18 protein-coding genes are annotated in these 19,341 nt (G+C 60.3%); 7 read left to right on the plus strand and 11 right to left on the minus strand.

All coding sequences use genetic code 11. From position 1 onward, the window contains the following. Positions 1–22 precede the first annotated feature (22 nt). Both WD767_07105 and WD767_07110 read left to right on the plus strand, forming a co-directional pair. Entirely contained in the window at positions 23–1,051 is a 1,029-nt protein-coding gene (locus WD767_07105) for an LLM class flavin-dependent oxidoreductase (GenBank protein ID MEX2615846.1), read from the plus strand. 3 nt (positions 1,052–1,054) lie between these two features. Continuing rightward, on the plus strand, positions 1,055–1,630 hold the full coding sequence (locus WD767_07110) for a hypothetical protein (protein ID MEX2615847.1): 576 nt from the start codon (positions 1,055–1,057) through the stop codon (positions 1,628–1,630). A 20-nt stretch (positions 1,631–1,650) separates the two neighbouring features. On the opposite strand, the gene cofH is transcribed toward WD767_07110, so the two are convergent. From cofH to npdG, 5 genes are read right to left on the minus strand one after another with little or no spacing between them, the layout of a single operon-like run. Then, positions 1,651–4,059 carry a 5-amino-6-(D-ribitylamino)uracil--L-tyrosine 4-hydroxyphenyl transferase CofH gene (cofH, locus tag WD767_07115; GenBank protein ID MEX2615848.1) on the minus strand — a complete coding sequence of 803 codons (2,409 nt, stop codon included), beginning with the start codon at positions 4,057–4,059 and terminating at the stop codon, positions 1,651–1,653. Further along, the gene (cofC, locus tag WD767_07120) at positions 4,056–4,721 is read right to left on the minus strand and encodes a 2-phospho-L-lactate guanylyltransferase (GenBank protein MEX2615849.1); all 666 of its coding nucleotides are present in this window, start codon (positions 4,719–4,721) and stop codon (positions 4,056–4,058) included. Before cofC ends, cofH begins: the two co-directional genes overlap by 4 nt. 19 nt (positions 4,722–4,740) lie before the next feature. After that, complete coding sequence (gene cofD / locus WD767_07125; GenBank protein ID MEX2615850.1) at positions 4,741–5,691, minus strand: 2-phospho-L-lactate transferase; 951 nt, start codon at positions 5,689–5,691, stop codon at positions 4,741–4,743. Continuing rightward, positions 5,688–6,452 carry a coenzyme F420-0:L-glutamate ligase gene (cofE, locus tag WD767_07130; protein MEX2615851.1) on the minus strand — a complete coding sequence of 255 codons (765 nt, stop codon included), beginning with the start codon at positions 6,450–6,452 and terminating at the stop codon, positions 5,688–5,690. The genes cofD and cofE overlap by 4 nt, the downstream gene beginning before the upstream one ends. Then, positions 6,449–7,126 carry an NADPH-dependent F420 reductase gene (gene npdG / locus WD767_07135; GenBank protein ID MEX2615852.1) on the minus strand — a complete coding sequence of 226 codons (678 nt, stop codon included), beginning with the start codon at positions 7,124–7,126 and terminating at the stop codon, positions 6,449–6,451. The genes cofE and npdG overlap by 4 nt, the downstream gene beginning before the upstream one ends. Before the next feature lie 276 nt (positions 7,127–7,402). Between npdG and WD767_07140 the strand changes: the two genes are divergently transcribed. Together WD767_07140 and WD767_07145 are read left to right on the plus strand one after the other, a co-directional pair. Continuing rightward, positions 7,403–8,296 carry a TauD/TfdA family dioxygenase gene (locus WD767_07140; protein MEX2615853.1) on the plus strand — a complete coding sequence of 298 codons (894 nt, stop codon included), beginning with the start codon at positions 7,403–7,405 and terminating at the stop codon, positions 8,294–8,296. 37 nt (positions 8,297–8,333) lie between these two features. Further along, positions 8,334–9,098 (plus strand): glucose 1-dehydrogenase, encoded by a 765-nt coding sequence (locus WD767_07145; protein MEX2615854.1) that lies wholly within the window; start codon positions 8,334–8,336, stop codon positions 9,096–9,098. Positions 9,099–9,127: 29 nt separating this feature from the next. Here the strand turns inward: WD767_07145 and WD767_07150 are convergent, their stop codons facing one another. The 4 genes from WD767_07150 to gcvA form a co-directional block, all read right to left on the minus strand. After that, positions 9,128–9,448, minus strand: a complete 321-nt coding sequence (locus WD767_07150) for a PilZ domain-containing protein (GenBank protein MEX2615855.1) — start codon at positions 9,446–9,448, stop codon at positions 9,128–9,130. Between the two features lie 159 nt (positions 9,449–9,607). Continuing rightward, on the minus strand, positions 9,608–10,987 hold the full coding sequence (gene cysS, locus WD767_07155) for a cysteine--tRNA ligase (GenBank protein MEX2615856.1): 1,380 nt from the start codon (positions 10,985–10,987) through the stop codon (positions 9,608–9,610). 26 nt (positions 10,988–11,013) lie between these two features. Then, positions 11,014–12,231 carry a CoA transferase gene (locus tag WD767_07160; protein MEX2615857.1) on the minus strand — a complete coding sequence of 406 codons (1,218 nt, stop codon included), beginning with the start codon at positions 12,229–12,231 and terminating at the stop codon, positions 11,014–11,016. A 3-nt stretch (positions 12,232–12,234) separates the two neighbouring features. Further along, on the minus strand, positions 12,235–13,131 hold the full coding sequence (gcvA, locus tag WD767_07165) for a transcriptional regulator GcvA (protein MEX2615858.1): 897 nt from the start codon (positions 13,129–13,131) through the stop codon (positions 12,235–12,237). A gap of 114 nt (positions 13,132–13,245) precedes the next feature. Between gcvA and WD767_07170 the strand changes: the two genes are divergently transcribed. Beyond that, positions 13,246–14,085: an EamA family transporter gene (locus WD767_07170; protein MEX2615859.1), complete on the plus strand. Its 840-nt coding sequence runs from the start codon at positions 13,246–13,248 to the stop codon at positions 14,083–14,085. Here the strand turns inward: WD767_07170 and WD767_07175 are convergent. Then, entirely contained in the window at positions 14,066–15,754 is a 1,689-nt protein-coding gene (locus WD767_07175) for a tetratricopeptide repeat protein (GenBank protein MEX2615860.1), read from the minus strand. The genes WD767_07170 and WD767_07175 overlap by 20 nt on opposite strands. 10 nt (positions 15,755–15,764) lie before the next feature. Next, entirely contained in the window at positions 15,765–17,423 is a 1,659-nt protein-coding gene (locus WD767_07180; protein MEX2615861.1) for an NAD+ synthase, read from the minus strand. Positions 17,424–17,557: 134 nt separating this feature from the next. On the opposite strand from WD767_07180, the gene WD767_07185 reads away from it, so the two are divergent. Together WD767_07185 and WD767_07190 are read left to right on the plus strand one after the other, a co-directional pair. Further along, the gene (locus WD767_07185; protein ID MEX2615862.1) at positions 17,558–18,364 is read left to right on the plus strand and encodes a hypothetical protein; all 807 of its coding nucleotides are present in this window, start codon (positions 17,558–17,560) and stop codon (positions 18,362–18,364) included. A gap of 5 nt (positions 18,365–18,369) precedes the next feature. Beyond that, positions 18,370–19,272: a polysaccharide deacetylase family protein gene (locus WD767_07190; protein MEX2615863.1), complete on the plus strand. Its 903-nt coding sequence runs from the start codon at positions 18,370–18,372 to the stop codon at positions 19,270–19,272. Positions 19,273–19,341 lie beyond the last annotated feature (69 nt).

Here is a 19,341-nt window from a genome sequence, read left to right on the forward strand (position 1 = left end):
GTGAAGTCGAGAGGAAAACGAGATGACCAGGACAATGCGGTACGGCATCGGCATGCGCACGCAATACGCGGCCGGCTTCGACATGCAGCAGGGGTTCCAGGAACATGTTGAGCAGGCGCGGCTAGCCGAAAAACTCGGTTTCGATTCGCTGATGAAAAACTCGCATTTCGCGGGTTACCCGTTACAGGAATTCCAGCAGTTGCCATTCCTGTCCCGGATCATGACCGAAGCTCCCAGCCTGCGTCTGCTGACGGGCATTGTCTTGTTATCGTTGCAGAAACCGCTCGATCTGGCGGAGCAGCTTGCGTCGATCGACGTCATGTCCGGCGGCAAGCTGATATTCGGCTGCGGGCTCGGCTATCGCGAGGTCGAGTTCAAGGGATTCGGCACGACGCAGAAGGACCGTGTCCCGCGATTCATCGAAAACCTGAAGGCGGTCAAACGCCTGTGGACGGAGGATCATGTGTCCATGAAGGGATCGCATTTCGAACTGGTCGATGCAACCCTTTCGATGAAGCCGTTGCAGAAGCCGACGCCGGCCATCTGGATGGGCGCCAATGCCGATGTCGCCATAGAACGCGCCGCGGAACTGGCGGATGTGTGGTTCATGAATCCCCATCAGCGTATGGAAACCATCCAGCGCCAGACGGAGGTCTACAAACGGGCGCTGGACAGGCTCAACAAGCCGTTTCCGGACGAAGTGCCGATTGCGCGAGAGATATTTGTGGCCAATTCCCGCGAAGAGGCCATCAGCACCGCCAAGCCGTTTCTGGAAGAAAAATACAAAATCTATCACCAGTGGGGGCAGGACAAGGTCATGCCCAAAGGCGACGATAATCTGGCGCTGGACTACGACGAGCTTCTGGAAGACCGTTTCATGCTGGGTTCGCCGGAGGAAATCGCCGAGCAGATCATCGCGCAGAACCGGATGTGCGGGATCAATCATCTGGTACTGCAATTCCACTGGGTCGGGATTCCGCACAGCCTGGTGATGGAATCCATGACCCGCTTTGCGGAGGAGGTCCGGCCACTGGTGGAACAGGGTTTGTGATTGATGCGATACGGTTACGGGCTGATCTGCCTTGCCGGCTTTGTGGCGTTTTCGGGCATCGTGACGTCCGGAACGTTACGGGCCGGTGAAAAATTCGACGTTCCCATTCCGAATGACTTTATGCAGTCGGTCAGCCGCGACGGGAACAACCATGCGATAGGCCATTTCATTCCGAAAAGCGAAACGGAGGAGAACTGGACGCGCAAGATCATCGTCCAGATATTCAAGGGATTGACGATGGATGCAGCCAGTTACATGGCGCAGATGCAGGATCGGAAAATCGGCGGCTGTTCCCAGTACGATGCCCGGGACCTTGTCACCGATACCCATAACGGTTATCCGTCCGCGCGGATTACGCTGGCCTGCAGCTATAATGTGGAAAACGACAAGGGATCCGTGGCCATGGTCCGGGTCTATTCCGGCGACGAGAATTTCTACTATGTTCAGCGGGCCTGGCGCGGGGCGCCATTCGATCTCAGGGCATTACCGGTATCGGAAGCGTTACAGAAGGAATGGACCGCGTTTCTTGACTCGGTAAAGCTCTGCAACACGGATAGCGCCGCACATCCCTGCCAGTAGAAATTTTTTGAAAATCCGGGCTATTCCGCCGCGCCAACGAGTCCCGGCCGGTGCAGCATAGGCTTGACGTCCCGTTCATAACGGCGGGCCGGCGTATTGACCACATCGCCCAGCGGCGCGGCGCCGAATGAGGTCCGGACCTGGTCTTCCGGCGGTACGCCATAGAACGTCGTCCGCTGCACCGGTACACGGCCGATTTCGTGGATCATTGCCTCCATCTTTTCCGGCGGCATTTCCTGGCCGTGGGATGCGCCGGCCGCACGGGTGATCGTCTCGTTCATCAGCGTGCCGCCCAGGTCGTTCGCCCCGGCATTCAGACAGGCCTTCACGCCTTCCGGCCCCATTTTTACCCAGGATGTCTGGATATTGGCGATATGCGGGTGCAGCGCCAGCCGCGCCACCGCATGCATCAATACGGCCTCCCGGAAAGTCGGCCCGCGGCGTGCGTTGCCTTTCAGGTAAATCGGCGCTTCCTCGGCGACAAAGGGCAGCGGCACGAATTCCGTGAAGCCGCCTGTTTTCTTCTGCAGGCTCCGCAACCGCAACAGATGACGCGCCCCGTGAACCGGCCGTTCGACATGCCCGTACATGATGGTCGAGGTTGTGCGGAGGCCGGCATTATGCGCGGCCTCCATTACCTCGAGCCATTGCGCCGTATTGACCTTGTCCGGGCACAGGATGGCGCGGACTTCATCGTCCAGAACCTCGGCCGCGGTGCCCGGCAGGGATCCAAGGCCCGCATCGCGTAACCGGGCAAGGAAATCGGCCGTTTCGATCCCCAGCGTCTTCGCGCCCTGCCAGACTTCCAGTGGCGAAAAGGCATGCACATGCATTCCCGGCACGGCGGCTTTCACCGCGCGGCAGATCTCCAGATAGGTCTCGCCGGTATATTCCGGGTGAATGCCGCCCTGCATGCAGACTTCCGTCGCGCCCCGCTCCCAGGCTTCGACGACCCGGCGAACGATCTCGTTCATATCCAGGTCGTAGGGCTGCCCGCGCAGGTTCTCGCTCATCTTGCCTTTGGAAAAGGCGCAGAACTGGCATTTGAAATAACAGACATTGGTGTAGTTGATGTTTCGCGTCACGACATAGCTGACGGTATCGCCGTTCATCGCACGGCGCAGGTCATCGGCCGCTTCGCAGACCGCCGCGACCTCGCCGCCGCGCGCGCGGAACAGCCGCGTGATATCGGACTCGGAAAGGTCAGCGCCGTCCCTCGCCCTGGCAATGATATCGGCGAAGGCCGGACTGACCGCTGCCAGCGAACCGGCCCACAACGGCGGCGGTGCGGAAGGCGTGCCCGTCATCCACCCGTCGGTACGGGGCAGGCCGTCGCCATCGACGAGGCGAAGCACGGGCGTTCGGAACGTCCGGTCGAGCCATTTCGCGCCGTTCAGGGCATAATCCGGATAGATCGCCAGGCGTTCGACGAGTGTCCTGCCGGCGGCGGCCGTCTGTCGCGCCAGTTCGTCCAGATGCGGCCACGGGGCTTCCGGGTTGACATGATCCGGTGTCACCGGGGATACGCCGCCCCAATCGTTCAGCCCGGCGGCAACCAGCCGGTCCAGCATGCCGGGGCTGAGATTTGGCGGCGCCTGGATTGTCACCTCCGGCGCGAAGAGAAGTCGCGCCATGGCAATGGTCCAGAGCAGTTCCCCGTTTGACGGTTCGGGCGCATCCGCCATCCTGGTACCCGCCTTCGCCCGGAAATTCTGGACGATGACTTCCTGGATATGGCCGAATTCGTCATGCAGGTCCCGCAGCGCCAGAAGCGATTCAACCCGCTCGGCACGCGTTTCGCCAATCCCGATCAGGATGCCGGTGGTAAACGGCACATTCAGTTGCCCGGCAATCCGAATGGTATCCAAACGGGTTGCGGGATCCTTGTCGGGGGAACCATAATGCGGACCGCCCTTCTCCAGCAGCCGTGGCGAGATGGATTCAAGCATCAACCCCTGGCTGACGGATACGCCCCGCAGCATCGCCATGTCTTCGGCGCCCATGACGCCGGCGTTCACATGGGGGAGGATGCCGGTCTCGCGAAACACGAGTTCGCAGACCTCGGCCAGATAGGACAGCGTCGTTTCATGGCCGAGCGACGCCAACTCGTCACGGGCCACGCGGTAACGCAGTTCCGGCTTGTCTCCCAGCGTGAACAGGGCTTCCTTGCAGCCGGCGGCGGCGCCCGCGCGCGCCACGTTGAGGATTTCCTCGTGCGTCATATAGGCCCGCTGCCCGCGGCGCGGCGGGTGCGCGAATGTGCAATAGTGGCAGACATCGCGACACAGCTGCGTCAGTGGAATGAAAACCTTGCGTGAATAACTGACCGTGCCCGCATATGTGGCATCGCGCATGGCCGCCGCCTGCGCCATTAGCGCGCCGGGGTCGCTATCCCGCGCCAGCGCCAGTGCGGTATTCCTGTCAATCATGCCGCAGAATCCCCCGCCGCGAGGCGTTCGGCAATCCTGTTTTCCCGCAACCAGCATTGCGCGAGGGTTTCGCCGGGAGCCGCCATCAGTTCCGCGAGGTCGTCCGGGCGGTCGATATCCAGGCCGAGGCCCGGAAGCGGCAGGATTTTTGGCACAACGCCCCTGTCCGCGGCCTCCTGTAAATGCGGCCTGAAACTGTCGTTGCCAAAGCGGAAGGGAATCAGTCCCGGCGGTGAACAGGCGATGCAATTCGAGCCGCGTTCATCCTGCGCCGGCACGATCGTCATTGCTGGCGCCGCACCATGCGCCGCCAGAACCTGTTCCAACTCGGCCGCCGAAACCAGCGGCACATCACCGGGAACGGCGATCATGCCATCCACGCCCTTGGCCGCCAGCCATTCCGCCGCGGCCTGTACCGCCGCCGTCTGTCCCCGGTTCTCCGGTTCCTCCAGGATTTCGGCGTCATGGCGTGCCGCAATTGCTATGGCGGACGGGTCGCGGGTGACGACCAGCACACCATCAAGCCCCGGCACGCTGACCAGCGTCGAAAGGACATCTTCAAACATCGCCGCGAACAGCGATGTCCGTTCATCCGCATTCAAAACACCGCCAAGCCGCTGCTTTGCATCCGTAAAGTTCTTGGCTGGTATGACGGCCCACATAACCTGGGGCTCCCCCTGACTAGTGTAACTCCTGCGCGAAGGCGACCACATCGCGCGCCAACGATACACGATCCTGTATGGATTTCATCACCGTATTCGTGATCCGGACCTGACTTCCCAGTTCACTTATCGCGTCTGCTGACCCGGCGTCGGCGGTATCGATGATAAAGCCATCGATCAAACCGCGATAGTGTTCAGCAATCGCGAGGGCGGAAGAGGGCCGCCTCAGTTCTGCCAGCATTTTCGCCGTCGGCCCCTTGATGGCCCGTCCACCGACTATCGGCGAGACAGCGATAACAGGCGCCGGGCAATCGGTCAGCATCTCGCGCACCGTGGGGATTGCGAGGATCGGATCGATACTGATGAACGGGTTCGATGGACAGATGACCACCATCTTCAGCGCAGCGCTGGTTAGCGCAGCCTTCAACGTCGGGCCCGGCCTGGCCGAATCCGCGCCGTCGAAACGGAATCCCGTGACTGCGGGGCGGCACTGGTCGCGCACGAAGTAATGCTGGAAGGCAAGCGGCCCGTTCGGAGTCTCCACAATGGTGCGGACTGGATCGTCGCTCATCGGCGCGATACGGCATGATATAGCCAGTCGTGTCGCGATGGCGTCGGTGATCGCGCTGAGAGATTCCCCGTCGCCCAGGCGCCGCGTGCGTTCGACATGCAGCGCAAGATCGCGATCGCCAAGGCGAAACCAGGTCTCGCCCCCCAGGCTCTCCAGCGTTTCCATGAAGGACCAGCTTTCATCTTTCCGGCCCCAGCCTGTCGAAGGATTGGCCAGTCCCGACAAGGTATAGGTCACCGTATCGATGTCGGGGCAGATGCGCAGGCCGAGGTGATCGAAATCGTCGCCCGTATTGGCCACGATAAGCAGTTTGGCCGGATCCATGGCGTGGCTGAGGCCGAGAGCCAGTTTTGCGCCGCCGACGCCGCCCGAAAGCGCCAGACAGGTCGTGCTGCTCAACGAAAAAGATCCTCGGCAATGTTCCGGATCAGGCCGCGGGCCGGGATTTCGGGGCCCGCATAGTCAAATCCGCGGACCAGCACCGCCGGCAAGCCTTCCGCCGCCTGTCCCTGCAGCATCGAGGCAGCCGCGGCGAGTTCGTCCGCCAGGCCGACGATGGACGATTGCAAGGGACGACCGAACATATCGTCCTGCCCGCGCAGGTCGAGCAGTGAGGGAAACCCGGCAGCCCCGATGGCAATGCCCACTGTGCCGCTGCGCCAGGCCCGACCGACACTGTCGTTCATGATGACCGCGACGGAAACGCCACGACGCGCCAGGATTTCACCGCGCAGATGCGCGCAATCGCCATCCGGGTCGAGCGGCAGCAACAGCACGCGCTCGCCGCCGTCCTCCGCGGGTTCGACATTGGAGGCGTCGATTCCGGCATTGGCCATGACCATGCCGAGGCGGTGAACAACGATGATTACGCCGGGCCGTTTGCGCAGCACTTCACTGGACTCCGACAGGATCAGTTCGACCACCCGGGGATCCTTTTCGGTTTCCACCGCGAGAACCTCTGCTGCGGCGGATGGCGTGATCGTGTTCAGCACCGCGTAGCGGTTCTGCGCCTTGGAAAAAATTTTCTGTGCAATAACAAGGACATCGCCGTCACGCAGATCGTCGCCAACGGCATCAAGCAACAGCGTGGCCAGGTCGTCGCCCGGCCTGACTCGCGGGATCCCGTCCAGCGTGCGAAGCGTCAGGGTTCTGGCTGTCACGCGGTCCCGCCCGGCGTGCCGGTGATCCGAATGCCGGCGCCGTCGATCTTGTAGTTACGATTGATATGAATGAGCATCGCCGTCAGCGCCTCCCCGACCACCGAATTGTCGATCGGTCCCCCGTGCCAGCCTTTCATGCCGGCGGCCTCCACAAGCTTCAGGACTTCGTCGCGCGCGGCCTTCTTGTCGCCGAACACCAGCACATCGCTGTCGATTGCGTGCTCCATATCCTGAAGATGCGCCGCCGCGATATTATGAAAGGCCGAGGTCACTTGCACGTTCTCGCCCAGGCGTATCTGGGAGGTTTTCGCGGCGGACCCTTCCGGCGGGATATGCACCCGCGAAACACGCGGCGGCACAAGCGGCACCGTCACATCGACGAATATCTTGCCCTGCACGGCTTCCTTTACCGCATCGATTGTCGGGCCATGGTTTTCCCATGGTACGGTCATAACGACAATATCGCCCCTCGCTGCGGCTTCGGCGTTATCATACCCGGAGACTGTTGAATTCGGCACGCGTTGCGCCAGCGCCTTTGCGGCATCGACGGCACGGTCCGCGGCGCGCGACCCGATTATGACCGGATACCCCGCCGACGCCCAGCGCAATGCCAGCCCCGCGCCAAGCGCCCCGGTGCCGCCAAGTATTGTAATGGAAGGCTTGCCGTCGGCCATCAATATGCTCCTGAACTGTTCTCGTTCTTGCACCGGATAAATTATCGTCTCACGAAAGACGGAGATACTGAATTTCTCCCGGGTTCTATTCAATGACTATCTGTAGTCATCATGGAGTGCAACCAAGCTGCTATAGATATTCTCCAAAATTTTTCGATGCCGAGCGATTCGGTTTGAGGGACTATATGATAGTAGACTTTGCCATCACTTTGCCCGTTTTGCTTCCGGCCGAAGATGCGCTACGGTTGTCTTCCCTGAAATCCCGGGAGGAAACAGATGACTGACATTCAGGCAGCACCATACAGCCGCGGGACAGGCATTCCCTATCCGTTCGATATACGCGCACTGACCGAAACCGGCGGCGCGGAGATATTCGGGCTGGACCTTGCAGCGCCTTTGGACGGTGCGATGCGCGACGCGATCATGCGGGCGTTTCTCGAATTCCATATCCTGGTATTCCGGGGTCAGTCCCTGACCAAGGACCAGCAGGCCGCGTTCAGCAGGAATTTCGGCGAACTGGAGCATCATGTCGGGCGACTGCCGGATGGGTCCCCCTACCCCATTGTCCATACGGTGACCAACCTGGATAGCGATGGCAAACCGACGCCGGGAGCGGTCGCGCTGGGCAATTACTTCTTTCATACGGACAAATCCTATCACGAAATTCCGTCGCTGATGACCATGCTGCACGCAATTGAATTGCCTCCCAAGGGCGGCGACACCCAGTTCGCCAATACGGAACTCGCCTATGACGCGCTCTCGCCGGAGATGAAGGAACGGATTGCGGGGCTGAAGGCGGAACACAGCTGGGAAGCCAGCCGCCGCAACTGCGGCGCGCCGCCGGCGACGGAGGAACAGAAACGCGAACGGCCGCCGGTCGTTCACCCCATCGTCCGAACCCATCCGGATACGGGCCGGAAGAGCATTTATCTTGGCAATCATGCCTCGCATATCGTCGGCCTGCCAGCGGCAGAGAGCGATGCGTTGATTACCCAACTGATGGAACATGTGGGGCAGCCGCAATTCACCTACACCCACCAATGGCGCGACGGCGATTACGTCATGTGGGACAACCGCTGCCTGTTGCACCGGGCCCTGCGGAATTACGAAATGGCGACGCAACGGCGCGTGCTGCACCGGACGGTGATTATCGGAACGGCGCCGTATTAACCGTTCATTCGGCGGCGAAGATTGAAGGGCGGCACGCGTGACAGGGCAGCTTGAAGGTAAAACGGCAATAATCACAGGCGCCGCGCGCGGACTGGGCAGGGAATACGCGATCCGTCTTGCGGGGGAAGGCGCGGCTGTCGTGGCGGGCGATGTCCGGAACTGCGCGGAAACCGTGGATGCGATCACGGCGTCCGGCGGGCGCGCCGTGAGCGTTTCGCTGGACGTAACGGATATGGCGCATTGCCATCACGCCGCAATGACAGCCATCGAGTCTTTTGGGGCCATCGATATACTGATCAACAATGCCGCGCTGTATGGCGGTCTCAACAGCGGGCGGTTCGAAACGCTCGATCCGGATGAATGGAACCGTGTGCTGAGTGTCAACGTCACCGGTGTTTGGAATTGCTGCAAGGCCGTTATCGAACCGATGCGTGCGGCAAAACAGGGCAGCATCATCAATATCAGCTCTCTGGCCGCGATCTACGGCCTGCCCTATTCGCTGCATTACGCAATGTCCAAGGCAGCCGTGATCGGTATAACCCGCAGTCTGGCCCGGGAACTGGGCAGGGACTGGATCCGCGTCAACGCGATTGCCCCCAGCGCGGTACTGACGGAAGGCACGGACGAGTTTTTCGGCGACAAGCTGGAAAGGGCCAAGGAAGTTATCGCCGGCAATCAGAGCCTCAAGCGCAATCTGGAAGTCGGCGACCTTGCCGGAACGGTTATCTATCTCGCCAGCGACGCCAGCAAATTCGTAACCGGACAGACCCTGATGGTGGATGGCGGAACGGTCTATCTGTAATCGCTCTGCGATGTCAGGCCGGCGAGGAACTACTCGATATCCGATCCTGACCGATAGCCACTGATCTCGGTAATCAGGCGCTCTTCACTGTCTTCGTTCAGGTCGAATGCCATGGCAAATCCATCGTCAAGAATTCGAACCACACTGCCCGTCAGGATACCGAAATCTTCCATATCCATTTCAATGTCCTGATCCGAATCGAAATAAAAATCGTCGTCGTCAAGATTTACCGCGGCGCCACTTAATGAAATATCCACCAGGGTACCATCGTGCGTTCCCGCGCCATCACGCACAGTAACGGCGCGATCCAGCTTGACGCGTTCATGCTTGCGTCTTTCCAGGCCAGCCATACCACCCTCCGCCGAGAGAACAATGAGCCATGGAAAAAATCTAAGGGATAACAGGTAAACAAGAGTTTAATAGGTATTCCTGCGATCCGGCACTTTCACGCGCAGCTTAGCGGTGTTTAATCTGTATCCTGGGGCTGGGCGATTTTGATTGAACTGTTATTACTTGCGACGCCAAACCGTCTGGCCGGACTTGTCTTCCAGCACAACACCCGCTTCCTGCAGCACGTCCCGAATACGGTCGGATTCAGCAAAATTCCTTGCCATCCGCGCCGCCGCGCGCTCCGCGACAAGTGTATCGATGGCGGTATCGTCCAGGGCGTCATCGCTTCTGGCGCGCCAGCGAAACCACTGTTCCGGATCCTGCTGCAACAGTCCCAGAACAGCACCACCGGCCCGCACCGCTGAAAGCGCCGCTGATTTTTCTACCGGCGACCCTGCGGCATTCAACGCAGCGACAGCCTCATGCAACGCGGTAATAGCCAGGGGCGTATTCAGGTCATCTTCAAGCGCGGCGACCATGGCGGGCGGCGGATCGCTCGCGACCGCCGGTTCCGCCGACAACCCGCGAAGCGCGCCATACCAGCGGTCCAGCACGGCTTTCGCCTGGCGTACCCCGTCCTTGCTGAAATCAAGCGGCGCGCGGTAATGGGTTTGCAGCAGGGTCAGACGCAGCGCCTCGCCGGGGAATTCGTCGAGCAGTTCACGGGCTGAATAGAAATTCCCCAGCGACTTCGACATTTTTTCGCCTTCGCTCATCAGGTAGCCGTTATGCACCCAGTATCTGGCGAAATGGGAGCCCGGGTTGCCGCAGCAGCTTTGCGCTATTTCATTTTCATGATGCGGAAAAATCAGGTCCTGCCCACCGCCATGAATATCGAAATCCTCGCCAAGGTGTTTCTGGCTCATCGCCGAGCATTCCACATGCCAGCCCGGTCGCCCCCGGCCCCAGGGACTCGGCCACCCGGGCAGGTTATCCGGGCTTGGCTTCCACAGGACAAAATCCGCCGGATCGCGTTTATACGGTGCGACATCGACACGGGCGCCCGAAATCAGCGCATCCCTGCTGTGACGCGACAGCCTTCCGTAATCCGGCATGGCGGGGACGTCGAACAGGACGTGCCCTTCCGCCGCATAGGCATGCCCCGAACCGATCAACCGCTCGATCAGGGCGATCATTTCCGGAATATGCTCTGTCGCGCGCGGTTCGACATCCGGAGGCAGCGTATTCAGGGCCGCAGCATCGTCGTGAAACTGTTCGGCTGTGCGCTCCGTCAAGACGCGGATATCCTCGCCGGTTTCCTGCGCCCGCGCATTGATCTTGTCGTCCACATCCGTGATGTTCCGGACATAGGTTACCTTCGGGTACATCCGCAGAAGAACCCGGTACAACACATCGAACACAACGAGCGGCCGGGCATTTCCGATATGGATATTGTCATAGACGGTCGGGCCGCAGACATACATCCGCACATTGTCCGGGTCGATCGGGACGAAATCCTGCTTCTCTCTGGCGAATGTATTGTGCAGCTTCAACGGCACCGGCAGCATCCTCTATCTGGATCAGGTCAGGCGATAACGCCGTCTTGTTTAAAGCGGTCGATTTCCGCGTCGTCATAACCCGCGGTACGCAAGACCTCAACCGTGTGTTCCCCCTGCTCCGGCGCCAGTGTCGGCGTTTCCTTCTCGACGCCGGCAACCTGGATCGGGCTGTCGACAATATAGGCTGCGCCGGCCCTCGGATCGGGCATGGGGCGCAATGCGCCGCTATCCTTCATCTGCTGGTCCAGGGCGACATCGCCGACAGAAGCGACCTCGCCGAACGTGAAGCCATTTTGCGACAACAGATCGCGCCAGCTTTGCCGGTCCTTGCGACGGAACACCGTGTCGAGCGCATGGATGAGGCTCTTCGCGTTTTCGTCACGCGCCGCGACCGTCGCGTAGCGGGGATCGTCCGCCAGTTCCGCCGCACCGGCCAGGCGTGCGAAATCGGCCCACCGATGCTCCTGATGCATCATGACAAGATGCAGCCAATAGCCATCCGATGTCTGGTAGAGATTGTTGAACGCGTTGTCCGCGTCCTCGCGTGCGGGCCTGGGTTCCACGACGCCGCCGCTGAGCTGCGCCTGTACCATGATGGCGTTGGACCACAATCCGTTGCTCATCAGCGACGTGGATACCATGCTGCCCTTGCCCGTGCGTTCGCGCCGGTACAGCCCGGTCGCAATGGCGCCGAACATCGCCACGGCCGTCGGGTGGTCGCCCATTCCGGGCATGGAGCGGGCCGGTGCGGAGTCGGGCGACGGCTTCACCAGATCCATGAGACCGGTTCGGGCCCACCAGGCAGTACTGTCAAATCCCGTACGTCCGGCCTCGGCCCCCGTTTCGCCATACGCCGTGAGCGAGGCATAGATGATCCGCTCGTTCAGCGGCTCAATATCCTCATAGCGGATTTTCAGGCGTTTCCGGGGGGCCAGCGGCATGTTCGTGACGAAGACATCGGCGTCGCGCACAAGGCGATACAGGATTTCGCGGCCGGCATCGGCTTTCAGGTCCAGCGTAATTCCCTTTTTGTTACGGTTATCGACGATCCACTGATGCGGCACGGGACTGGAAGGATAGCGCTTGCCCCGGTTCACGCCGCGATAGGGATCCCCGTCGCCAGGGGCTTCAACCTTGATCACCTCGGCGCCGAAATCGGCCATGATCGTCGCCGCAGCGGGCGCTGCAATGAAACTGCCGACATCGAGCACCTTCAGGCCGCTGAAAATCCCCTCACCCATCATTCGCTACTCCTTGCCGGTTTCGCCGCGCGCTTCCGCCAGCACCCAGTCGACAAATTTATCTGTATGCGCGTCAGAAACATGTGTTGCAGGTTGGCTGATGTAATAGGACTGGCCGTCCGGTGCAAACCCAAAGGGTGCGATGAGGCGACCGTTCGCGAGGTCGCCGGCGACGAGCACCCGCGGGCAAACCGCAAATCCCAGCCCGGAAACGGCGGATTCGATCAGAAAGTAATAATGCTCGAAATACTGTCCGGCGAGCGGATCGACTTCCGGAATACCCTGAGACTCAAGCCAGTGCGGCCAGGCCAATGGACGCGTATGGGTGTGCAGCCGCTCGAATTGCGACAGGTCGGGGCGATCATCCGCGCCGTTTGGCGACCACAATACGGGGCTGCATACGGGACCAACCTGCTCCGCCAGCAATGGCGTTGTCTTTGTGCCGGGCGACCATGGAGGCCTGCCGACGCGGATGGCCACGTCGATCCCGTCCGCCCCGAAATCGAACGGTTGATCGGATGCCGACAGCCGGACCTCGACATCGCTGTGCAGGTTTTGAAACCGGTACAGTCTCGGGATCAGCCAACGCATGGTAAAGGTTGCAAGGCAGGAAACGATGACCGTACGGCTTCGCGATGCGGCTTTTACTTGGGCCGTTCCCGCTGCTATCAGGTCGAGCGCCGCGGATACGGAGGTAAGCAGCGCTTCACCGGCTTCGGTCAGGACCACGCGGCGATGCGCGCGCCGAAACAGCGCCGTCCCCAGATACTCCTCCAACGCCCTCACCTGGCGGCTGATGGCGCCATGCGTGACAAATAACTCCCCGGCGGCACGCGAGAAACTGCTGTGTCGCGCGGCGGCCTCGAAACTGCGCAATGCGTTCAATGGCGGTAGCTGTCGCATTTGTCTGTGAGTTTTTCTAACCTGACGATTCCGAATACTCGTTTGCACGACGTCGAAGTTGTCCATAAGACATTCCGACCGACAATAAATAACCGAAGAATTATCGTATCCAAAATGGAACCGTTCGCAACAGCCCTTGTCCTGACCTCCGCCGTGATGCACGCCTCCTGGAATGCGTTACTGAAAGGCACAGGAGACGGGCTGATCCTTATTGCCGTTATCAGCGCCGCCAGCGCCGTAATCGGCATTGCCGGCATAATGATATTTCCGGTGCCGCTGCGGGAGGCATGGCCGTTCATCGCCGCCTCCGCCCTGCTGCATACCGGGTACAAGATTTTTCTGATCCGGGCTTACCGGTATGGCGACCTCAGCCAGGCCTACCCCATCGCCCGCGGAACGGCCCCGGTCATCGTTCTGATCATCGCCAGCCTGTTTCTCGGCGAAAATATCGGTCCCGGGAATGCCGTTGCGATCCTGATCATCGCGGCAGGCATTGGCGGATTGGCGCTGGGTTCACGAACGGCGTCGTCGCTCGAGGCGGTGTCAATATTCTACGCTTTTGCAACGGCGGGGTTTATTGCCTCCTATACGATGGTCGATGCGGTGGGCGCGCGCCTCGCCATGACGCCGCATGGCTACACTGCCTGGCTGTTCGCGATCGAGGGATTGTATTTCCCGCTGATTGTTCTCTACCGGCGGGGCCCGGGAGCCCTGGGCGCCATGCGGACCTGCCTGCGGTCGGGCGCCATTGGCGGTGCGCTTTCAACCGGCGCGTACTGGCTTGTCATATGGGCGCTGACCCTCGGGCCGACGGCGCCCGTTGCGGCGCTTCGTGAAACCAGTATCGTTATCGGTGCACTGATCGGTGTCGTATTCCTCAAGGAACGCATGGGGCCGCATCGCATCATAGCCGCATGTATCGTCGCCGTCGGTGTCATTCTCCTGCAACTGTGACGGACTGCCCGGATACGGCAAACCCTGCCGGCGCTTCGCCGGCCACATGGCGCCGCCACATTTCCCGATAGGCGCATTCCAGTTCACGCGTATGTCCGATGCCGTCCAGAAGACGTTCTTCCGACAGGCTTCGCAATGTTGCGCGCAGATACGCCAGCCGCTCCGTATCGAGCGCCAACCCGCTCGCTATCGCGACGTATTCCTCCGCCGATTGCGCCACAAGATCGCCGAGCCCCAGCCTGCTGAGATACGCCAGCCCCTGGCGGTTCATGAAGGTTTCGCCCGACATGGAAATCACCGGCACGCCCATCCACAATGCCTCGCAGCTGGTCGTGCCGCCATTGCAGGGAAACGGGTCCAGCGCGATGTCGACCATCCGGTAGCGCTCGAGATGACCGGCCAGGTCGCTGTCCCCCTGCATCAGCACGAGACGCTCGCCCCCGATTCCGTGCCTGGCAAAAAGACTTTCGAAATACTGGCGCGTCCCGGAATCCGCGAAACGGTACGAACTTTTCATCACCAGCCGGGATTCGGGGACAGCATTAATAATTTTTGACCATACCGCGACTGTTTCCGGCGTCACCTTGCCCGGGTTATTAAAGCTGCAAAAGGTAATCCGCCCCGCCGCAAAACATGGGGGGGTGACCGACGGCGCTATCGGCGCCGGCGGCTTATACACATTGGCGCGGCTCAGTTGCACCAGCTTTTCAACATACCAGGCAGGATCGTCGGTCAGCGCTTCGGTAACCTTGTAGTCGACCGCGGCAAGCCCCGTTGTCGAGACCATGTTGTTGTAACAGACCTGCACCGGCGCGGGACGGTACGCCATGACAACCCGGCTTTCCGCGCGATAGGAGGTGCAGAGCACCAGAATATCGATGGCGTCGCGCCGGATCGCGCCTGCCGCTTCCGCGTCACTCAGCCCCGAGAGGTTTCGCCATGTATCGCCATGGCCTGACAGCAATTCGGTTGCGTCATCGCTTTCGGCGTTGCGGGCATAACAGAAAATTTCAAACGCATCGCGATCGTGATGGGCGAGGACCGATTCCATGAAGCGCGAGGTGACGCCCTGGCGAAATTCGTCCGAAAGATAGCCGAGCCTGATTCGCGCTCCCGTCCGGACGGGCCGGGTAACGTCCAGAACCCTGTCGACCGACTCCACGTGCCGGCCCCAGTCACGGTTCAGGTCAAAAATCCGCTTTGCGTCAAATCGGGGGTCAAATGCGATATGAAAGAGATACTTGGAAATGGCGACGTGGTTATAGGGCGCGATGGCCAGCGATTTTTCGAAACAGTCTATTGCCGCGGTCGTTTTTCCCTGCTCGATCAGCGCCTCGCCGAGAAAGCACCAGGCTTCAAAATAATCGGGGTCCAATGCCACGGCCTGCTCCAGCGCCGGAATGGCATCCGTGTAACGACGGACGGCGCCGTAACACGCCCCCAGACCGGCATGGCCTTCGGCTGAATCCGGAAAATGCGCCAGTATCGCGTCGTACATCGGCGCGGCGATATCGTATCGGCCGGTGCGGCGAAGGATTCGCGCCGTAAGCAGCATTGCTTCCGAATCGTCCGGCGATTCGGCCAGCGCGGCGCGCGCCGCCCTTATCGCGTCATTGAGCCTGCCTGCCTGAAGATGCGCCCTTGCCTGTTCCAGCAGTCCCGTGGCCATGGCGCGGCGCTCAAAGGATTGTAGTGAACGCGTTGGTAATCGGATAACGGCGGTCGCGACCGAACGCCCGGCTGGTCAGCTTTACGCCGGGCGGGGCCTGGCGGCGCTTGTATTCCGCCCGGTCCAGCATGCGCCACACCCGCTGCACCGTCTGCGGATCGTGCCCATGCTTGCAGATATCGTCGACACTGAGTTCCTTTTCGATCAGGCAGGCCAGGATATCATCGAGGACCTCATAAGGTGGAAGCGAGTCCTGATCCGTCTGATCGGGGCGCAATTCCGCCGAGGGCGGCTTTGTTATAACCCGTTCCGGCATTGCCCGGCCCGATGGACCCAGCGCGCGTTCCGGGACGTTCTGGTTGCGCCAGTGCGACAACGCAAAGACATCCATCTTGTAGACATCCTTGAGAACGGAAAAGCCGCCGCACATATCGCCGTAGAGCGTGGCGTAGCCAACGGACATTTCGGACTTGTTGCCTGTCGTCAGCACCATGTAACCGAGTTTGTTGGATATCGCCATCAGGGTCAGGCCACGGCTGCGGGCCTGGACGTTTTCTTCGGTGATATCGGGCGGGCTGTCGCCGAATATCGGTTTCAGCATTTCAGAGAATGCCGCCATGGCCGGTTCGATATTCACCTCGTCCAGTTTCACGCCGAGCAACCGCGCTACTTCGCTCGCATCCTCAAGGCTCTCCCGGCTCGTATACGGGGACGGCATCATTACGCAGTGTACCCGGTCCGGCCCCAGGGCATCGACGGCAACCACGGCGGACAACGCGGAATCGATGCCGCCGGACAAACCGAGAATAATGCCCGGAAATCCGTTCTTGTTGACGTAGTCGGCAAGCCCCAGCACCATCGCCTGGTAAATTGCCGCGTGACCTTCCGGATGCGGCTCCCGTGCCGCCACGTCGCAAACCCATCCCCTGCCGCCGTCCCGGCGCCAATACGTCAGCGTTACGGCATCCGTGAAAGCCGGAAGGCGTGCCGCGAGGCTGCAATCCGAGTTCAGAACGAATGACGCACCATCGAACACAAGTTCGTCCTGGCCGCCGACCTGGTTCACGTAAATCAGGGGCAGTTTCGTCTCCGTGACGCGCTGAACGGCATGCTGCAGGCGAACATCGCACTTGTCCGATTCGAATGGCGATCCATTTGCGACAATGAGGATTTCGGCCCCGCTTTCGACGAGACATTCCGTCACTTCCGACGACCAGATATCCTCGCAAATCGGCACGCCGATACGGACATCGCGAAAATTAATCGGTCCCGGCATCGGCCCTGACTTGAAAACCCGTTTCTCGTCAAAGACGCCATAATTCGGAAGGTCGTACTTAAAGCGGACCCCGGTAATTTTTCCGGCATCCAGCAGAAGAACCGCATTATAGAGGCTGCCCTCTGACCGCCAGGGCGCGCCTACCAGCATTGCCGGACCGCCGTCATTTGTCGCTTCGGCCAGCCGGTTGATTTCGACTTCGACCTTGTCCTGAAAAAAAGGTTTTAGCACGAGGTCTTCCGGCGGATAACCGCACAGCACCAGTTCGGAAAAAATGACCAGATCGGCTTCTTTTGCCAGGTTCCGCGCCGCAAGGATACGCTCCGCATTACGCCGGATATCGCCGACAGTTGGGTCAATCTGGGCTAACGCGATGGACAGTTTATCGGTCATTCACAAGCGCTTCCTGTTGGGCGGACTGGTCAACCAGAAGTAAGCGGACTATCCTTCCGCCGACAAAAAATCAAGCCTTCACGTCGTCCGGTCACCGGCTATCGGCGGGATAGCTGAACAAATCGGGACAAACCATGGAATCGGGACCAGCCCATATTCGAGATGCCGTGCAACGTGTTCTCGAAAGTTTCGCGGAAATGCTGAAGGATCGCGCGAATGAAACGGATGGAAAGGTCTCTGTCGCCACAATTCAAAAGCACCTGGAAGCCTTCCGGAACGCGGACGCCTCCGAGATGCAACAGATTTACACGGATGCCTGGCTCGCCTGCCAGGCGATTGCCGAGTCAGCGCACTGGGCCAAGGCCCGGCGGTCGCATTTCGAGCGGATCATGGTGAAATGCTTCGCGGATCTGCTGCCGCGATCCAAGGAGCCGCCGGTCTCCGGCCGTCACCTCTCCCGCCGGATCGTTCCCGGATTCATCAATGCATTGCAGCAAATGATGGGACAGGAAATCTACAACCGGCATAGCGACCGTGTGGATTCCCTGGTTGAAACCATGCGCGCCGTGCACGGCGAAGCATTTTCCTGGGAGGACGTTTACTCGGACCCGATTTGCCTGACCGTCGTGGAGGATGTTCTGATCGGCGTCGCCCATCATTTCTCCGACATGGCAAAGCGCCGGAACTGGATGATCGACCTGATTTCCGCACATATGCCCGCCACGGGTAACGAGATCGAAAAGGCGTGGTATTTTGGCGATGGCGCCTTCCATACCCTGATGAATTCGTTATACGGCGATCTGCGCGACCGCTCGCTGTCCCACCGGGACAGAGAAGGTCTGATAGAGCGGTATGGCGAAGAAGAGATTGCAAATCTGTCGGCGCTGTTCGCGGGACTGGCAGCGGATCACGCCGACCTTCAACAGGCAGGAAGGATATAGCAACCATGGATTTGCCAAAACATGGCCGATACGATTATTCGCCGATTATCGAACGCACTGATTATAACTGGCCCGGCGGAAAGCGCCTTGCCTTCTATATCGCAGTGAACGTTGAGCATTTTGCCTTTGGTGAAGGCCGTGGCCACACGCCGACGGCGGATCTTCCACAGCCGGACCAGCGCAATTACGCATGGCGCGATTACGGGTTGCGCGTTGGTATCTGGCGGATATTCGACCTGCTGGAAGAATTGGGCCTGCCGGCCTGCCACCTCCTGAACAGCGAGGTCATCAAACACGCGCCGCAGATTGCCGAAAGGATCGCCGCGCGCGGCGACGAACTCGTTGGCCATGGCCGCACCAATTCCGAGGCGCAGGGTCAATTGGGTGAAGAGGAGGAAGCGGCCCTGATCCGGGAAGCCACCGAAGGCCTGCGCAGCCGCTTTCCCGATGCACCGCCGCGGGGCTGGATGGGACCCTGGATTTCGGAAAGCACCGTCACGCCGGACCTCCTGAAGGAAGCCGGCTATACGCATGTCATGGACTGGCCGTGCGACGATCAACCCATCTGGATGCGCACCCGATCCGGTCCAATCCTTTCCGTTCCCTATCCGGTGGAAATCAACGATTCCCCGGCCATGCTGGTCCGGCGGCACACCGCGATGGAATTTGCCGACATGGCGATCGATCAATTCGATCAAATGATAAAAGATTCAGAAAAACATCCGCTTGTATGTGGATTTTCAACTCATACATTCGTTATTGGCCAGCCCTACCGCCTGCCGCATCTGCGGCGGATGCTGGAACATGTCGTCAATCATCCGAACGCCGACAAGGTCTGGTTCACAACGCCCGGCCGCATTGCCAACCATGTGATCGGGCTCGACAAGGGCATTGTACCGGGAAGTTAAGCGGCCTGCGGAATAAGGCCGCATATGACAGCGGCGGCTGGCGGAAGCTTGCCAGCCCATGACCGTCAG

The sequence above is a fragment of the Alphaproteobacteria bacterium genome (genome assembly GCA_040905865.1).
Taxonomy (GTDB): domain Bacteria; phylum Pseudomonadota; class Alphaproteobacteria; order UBA8366.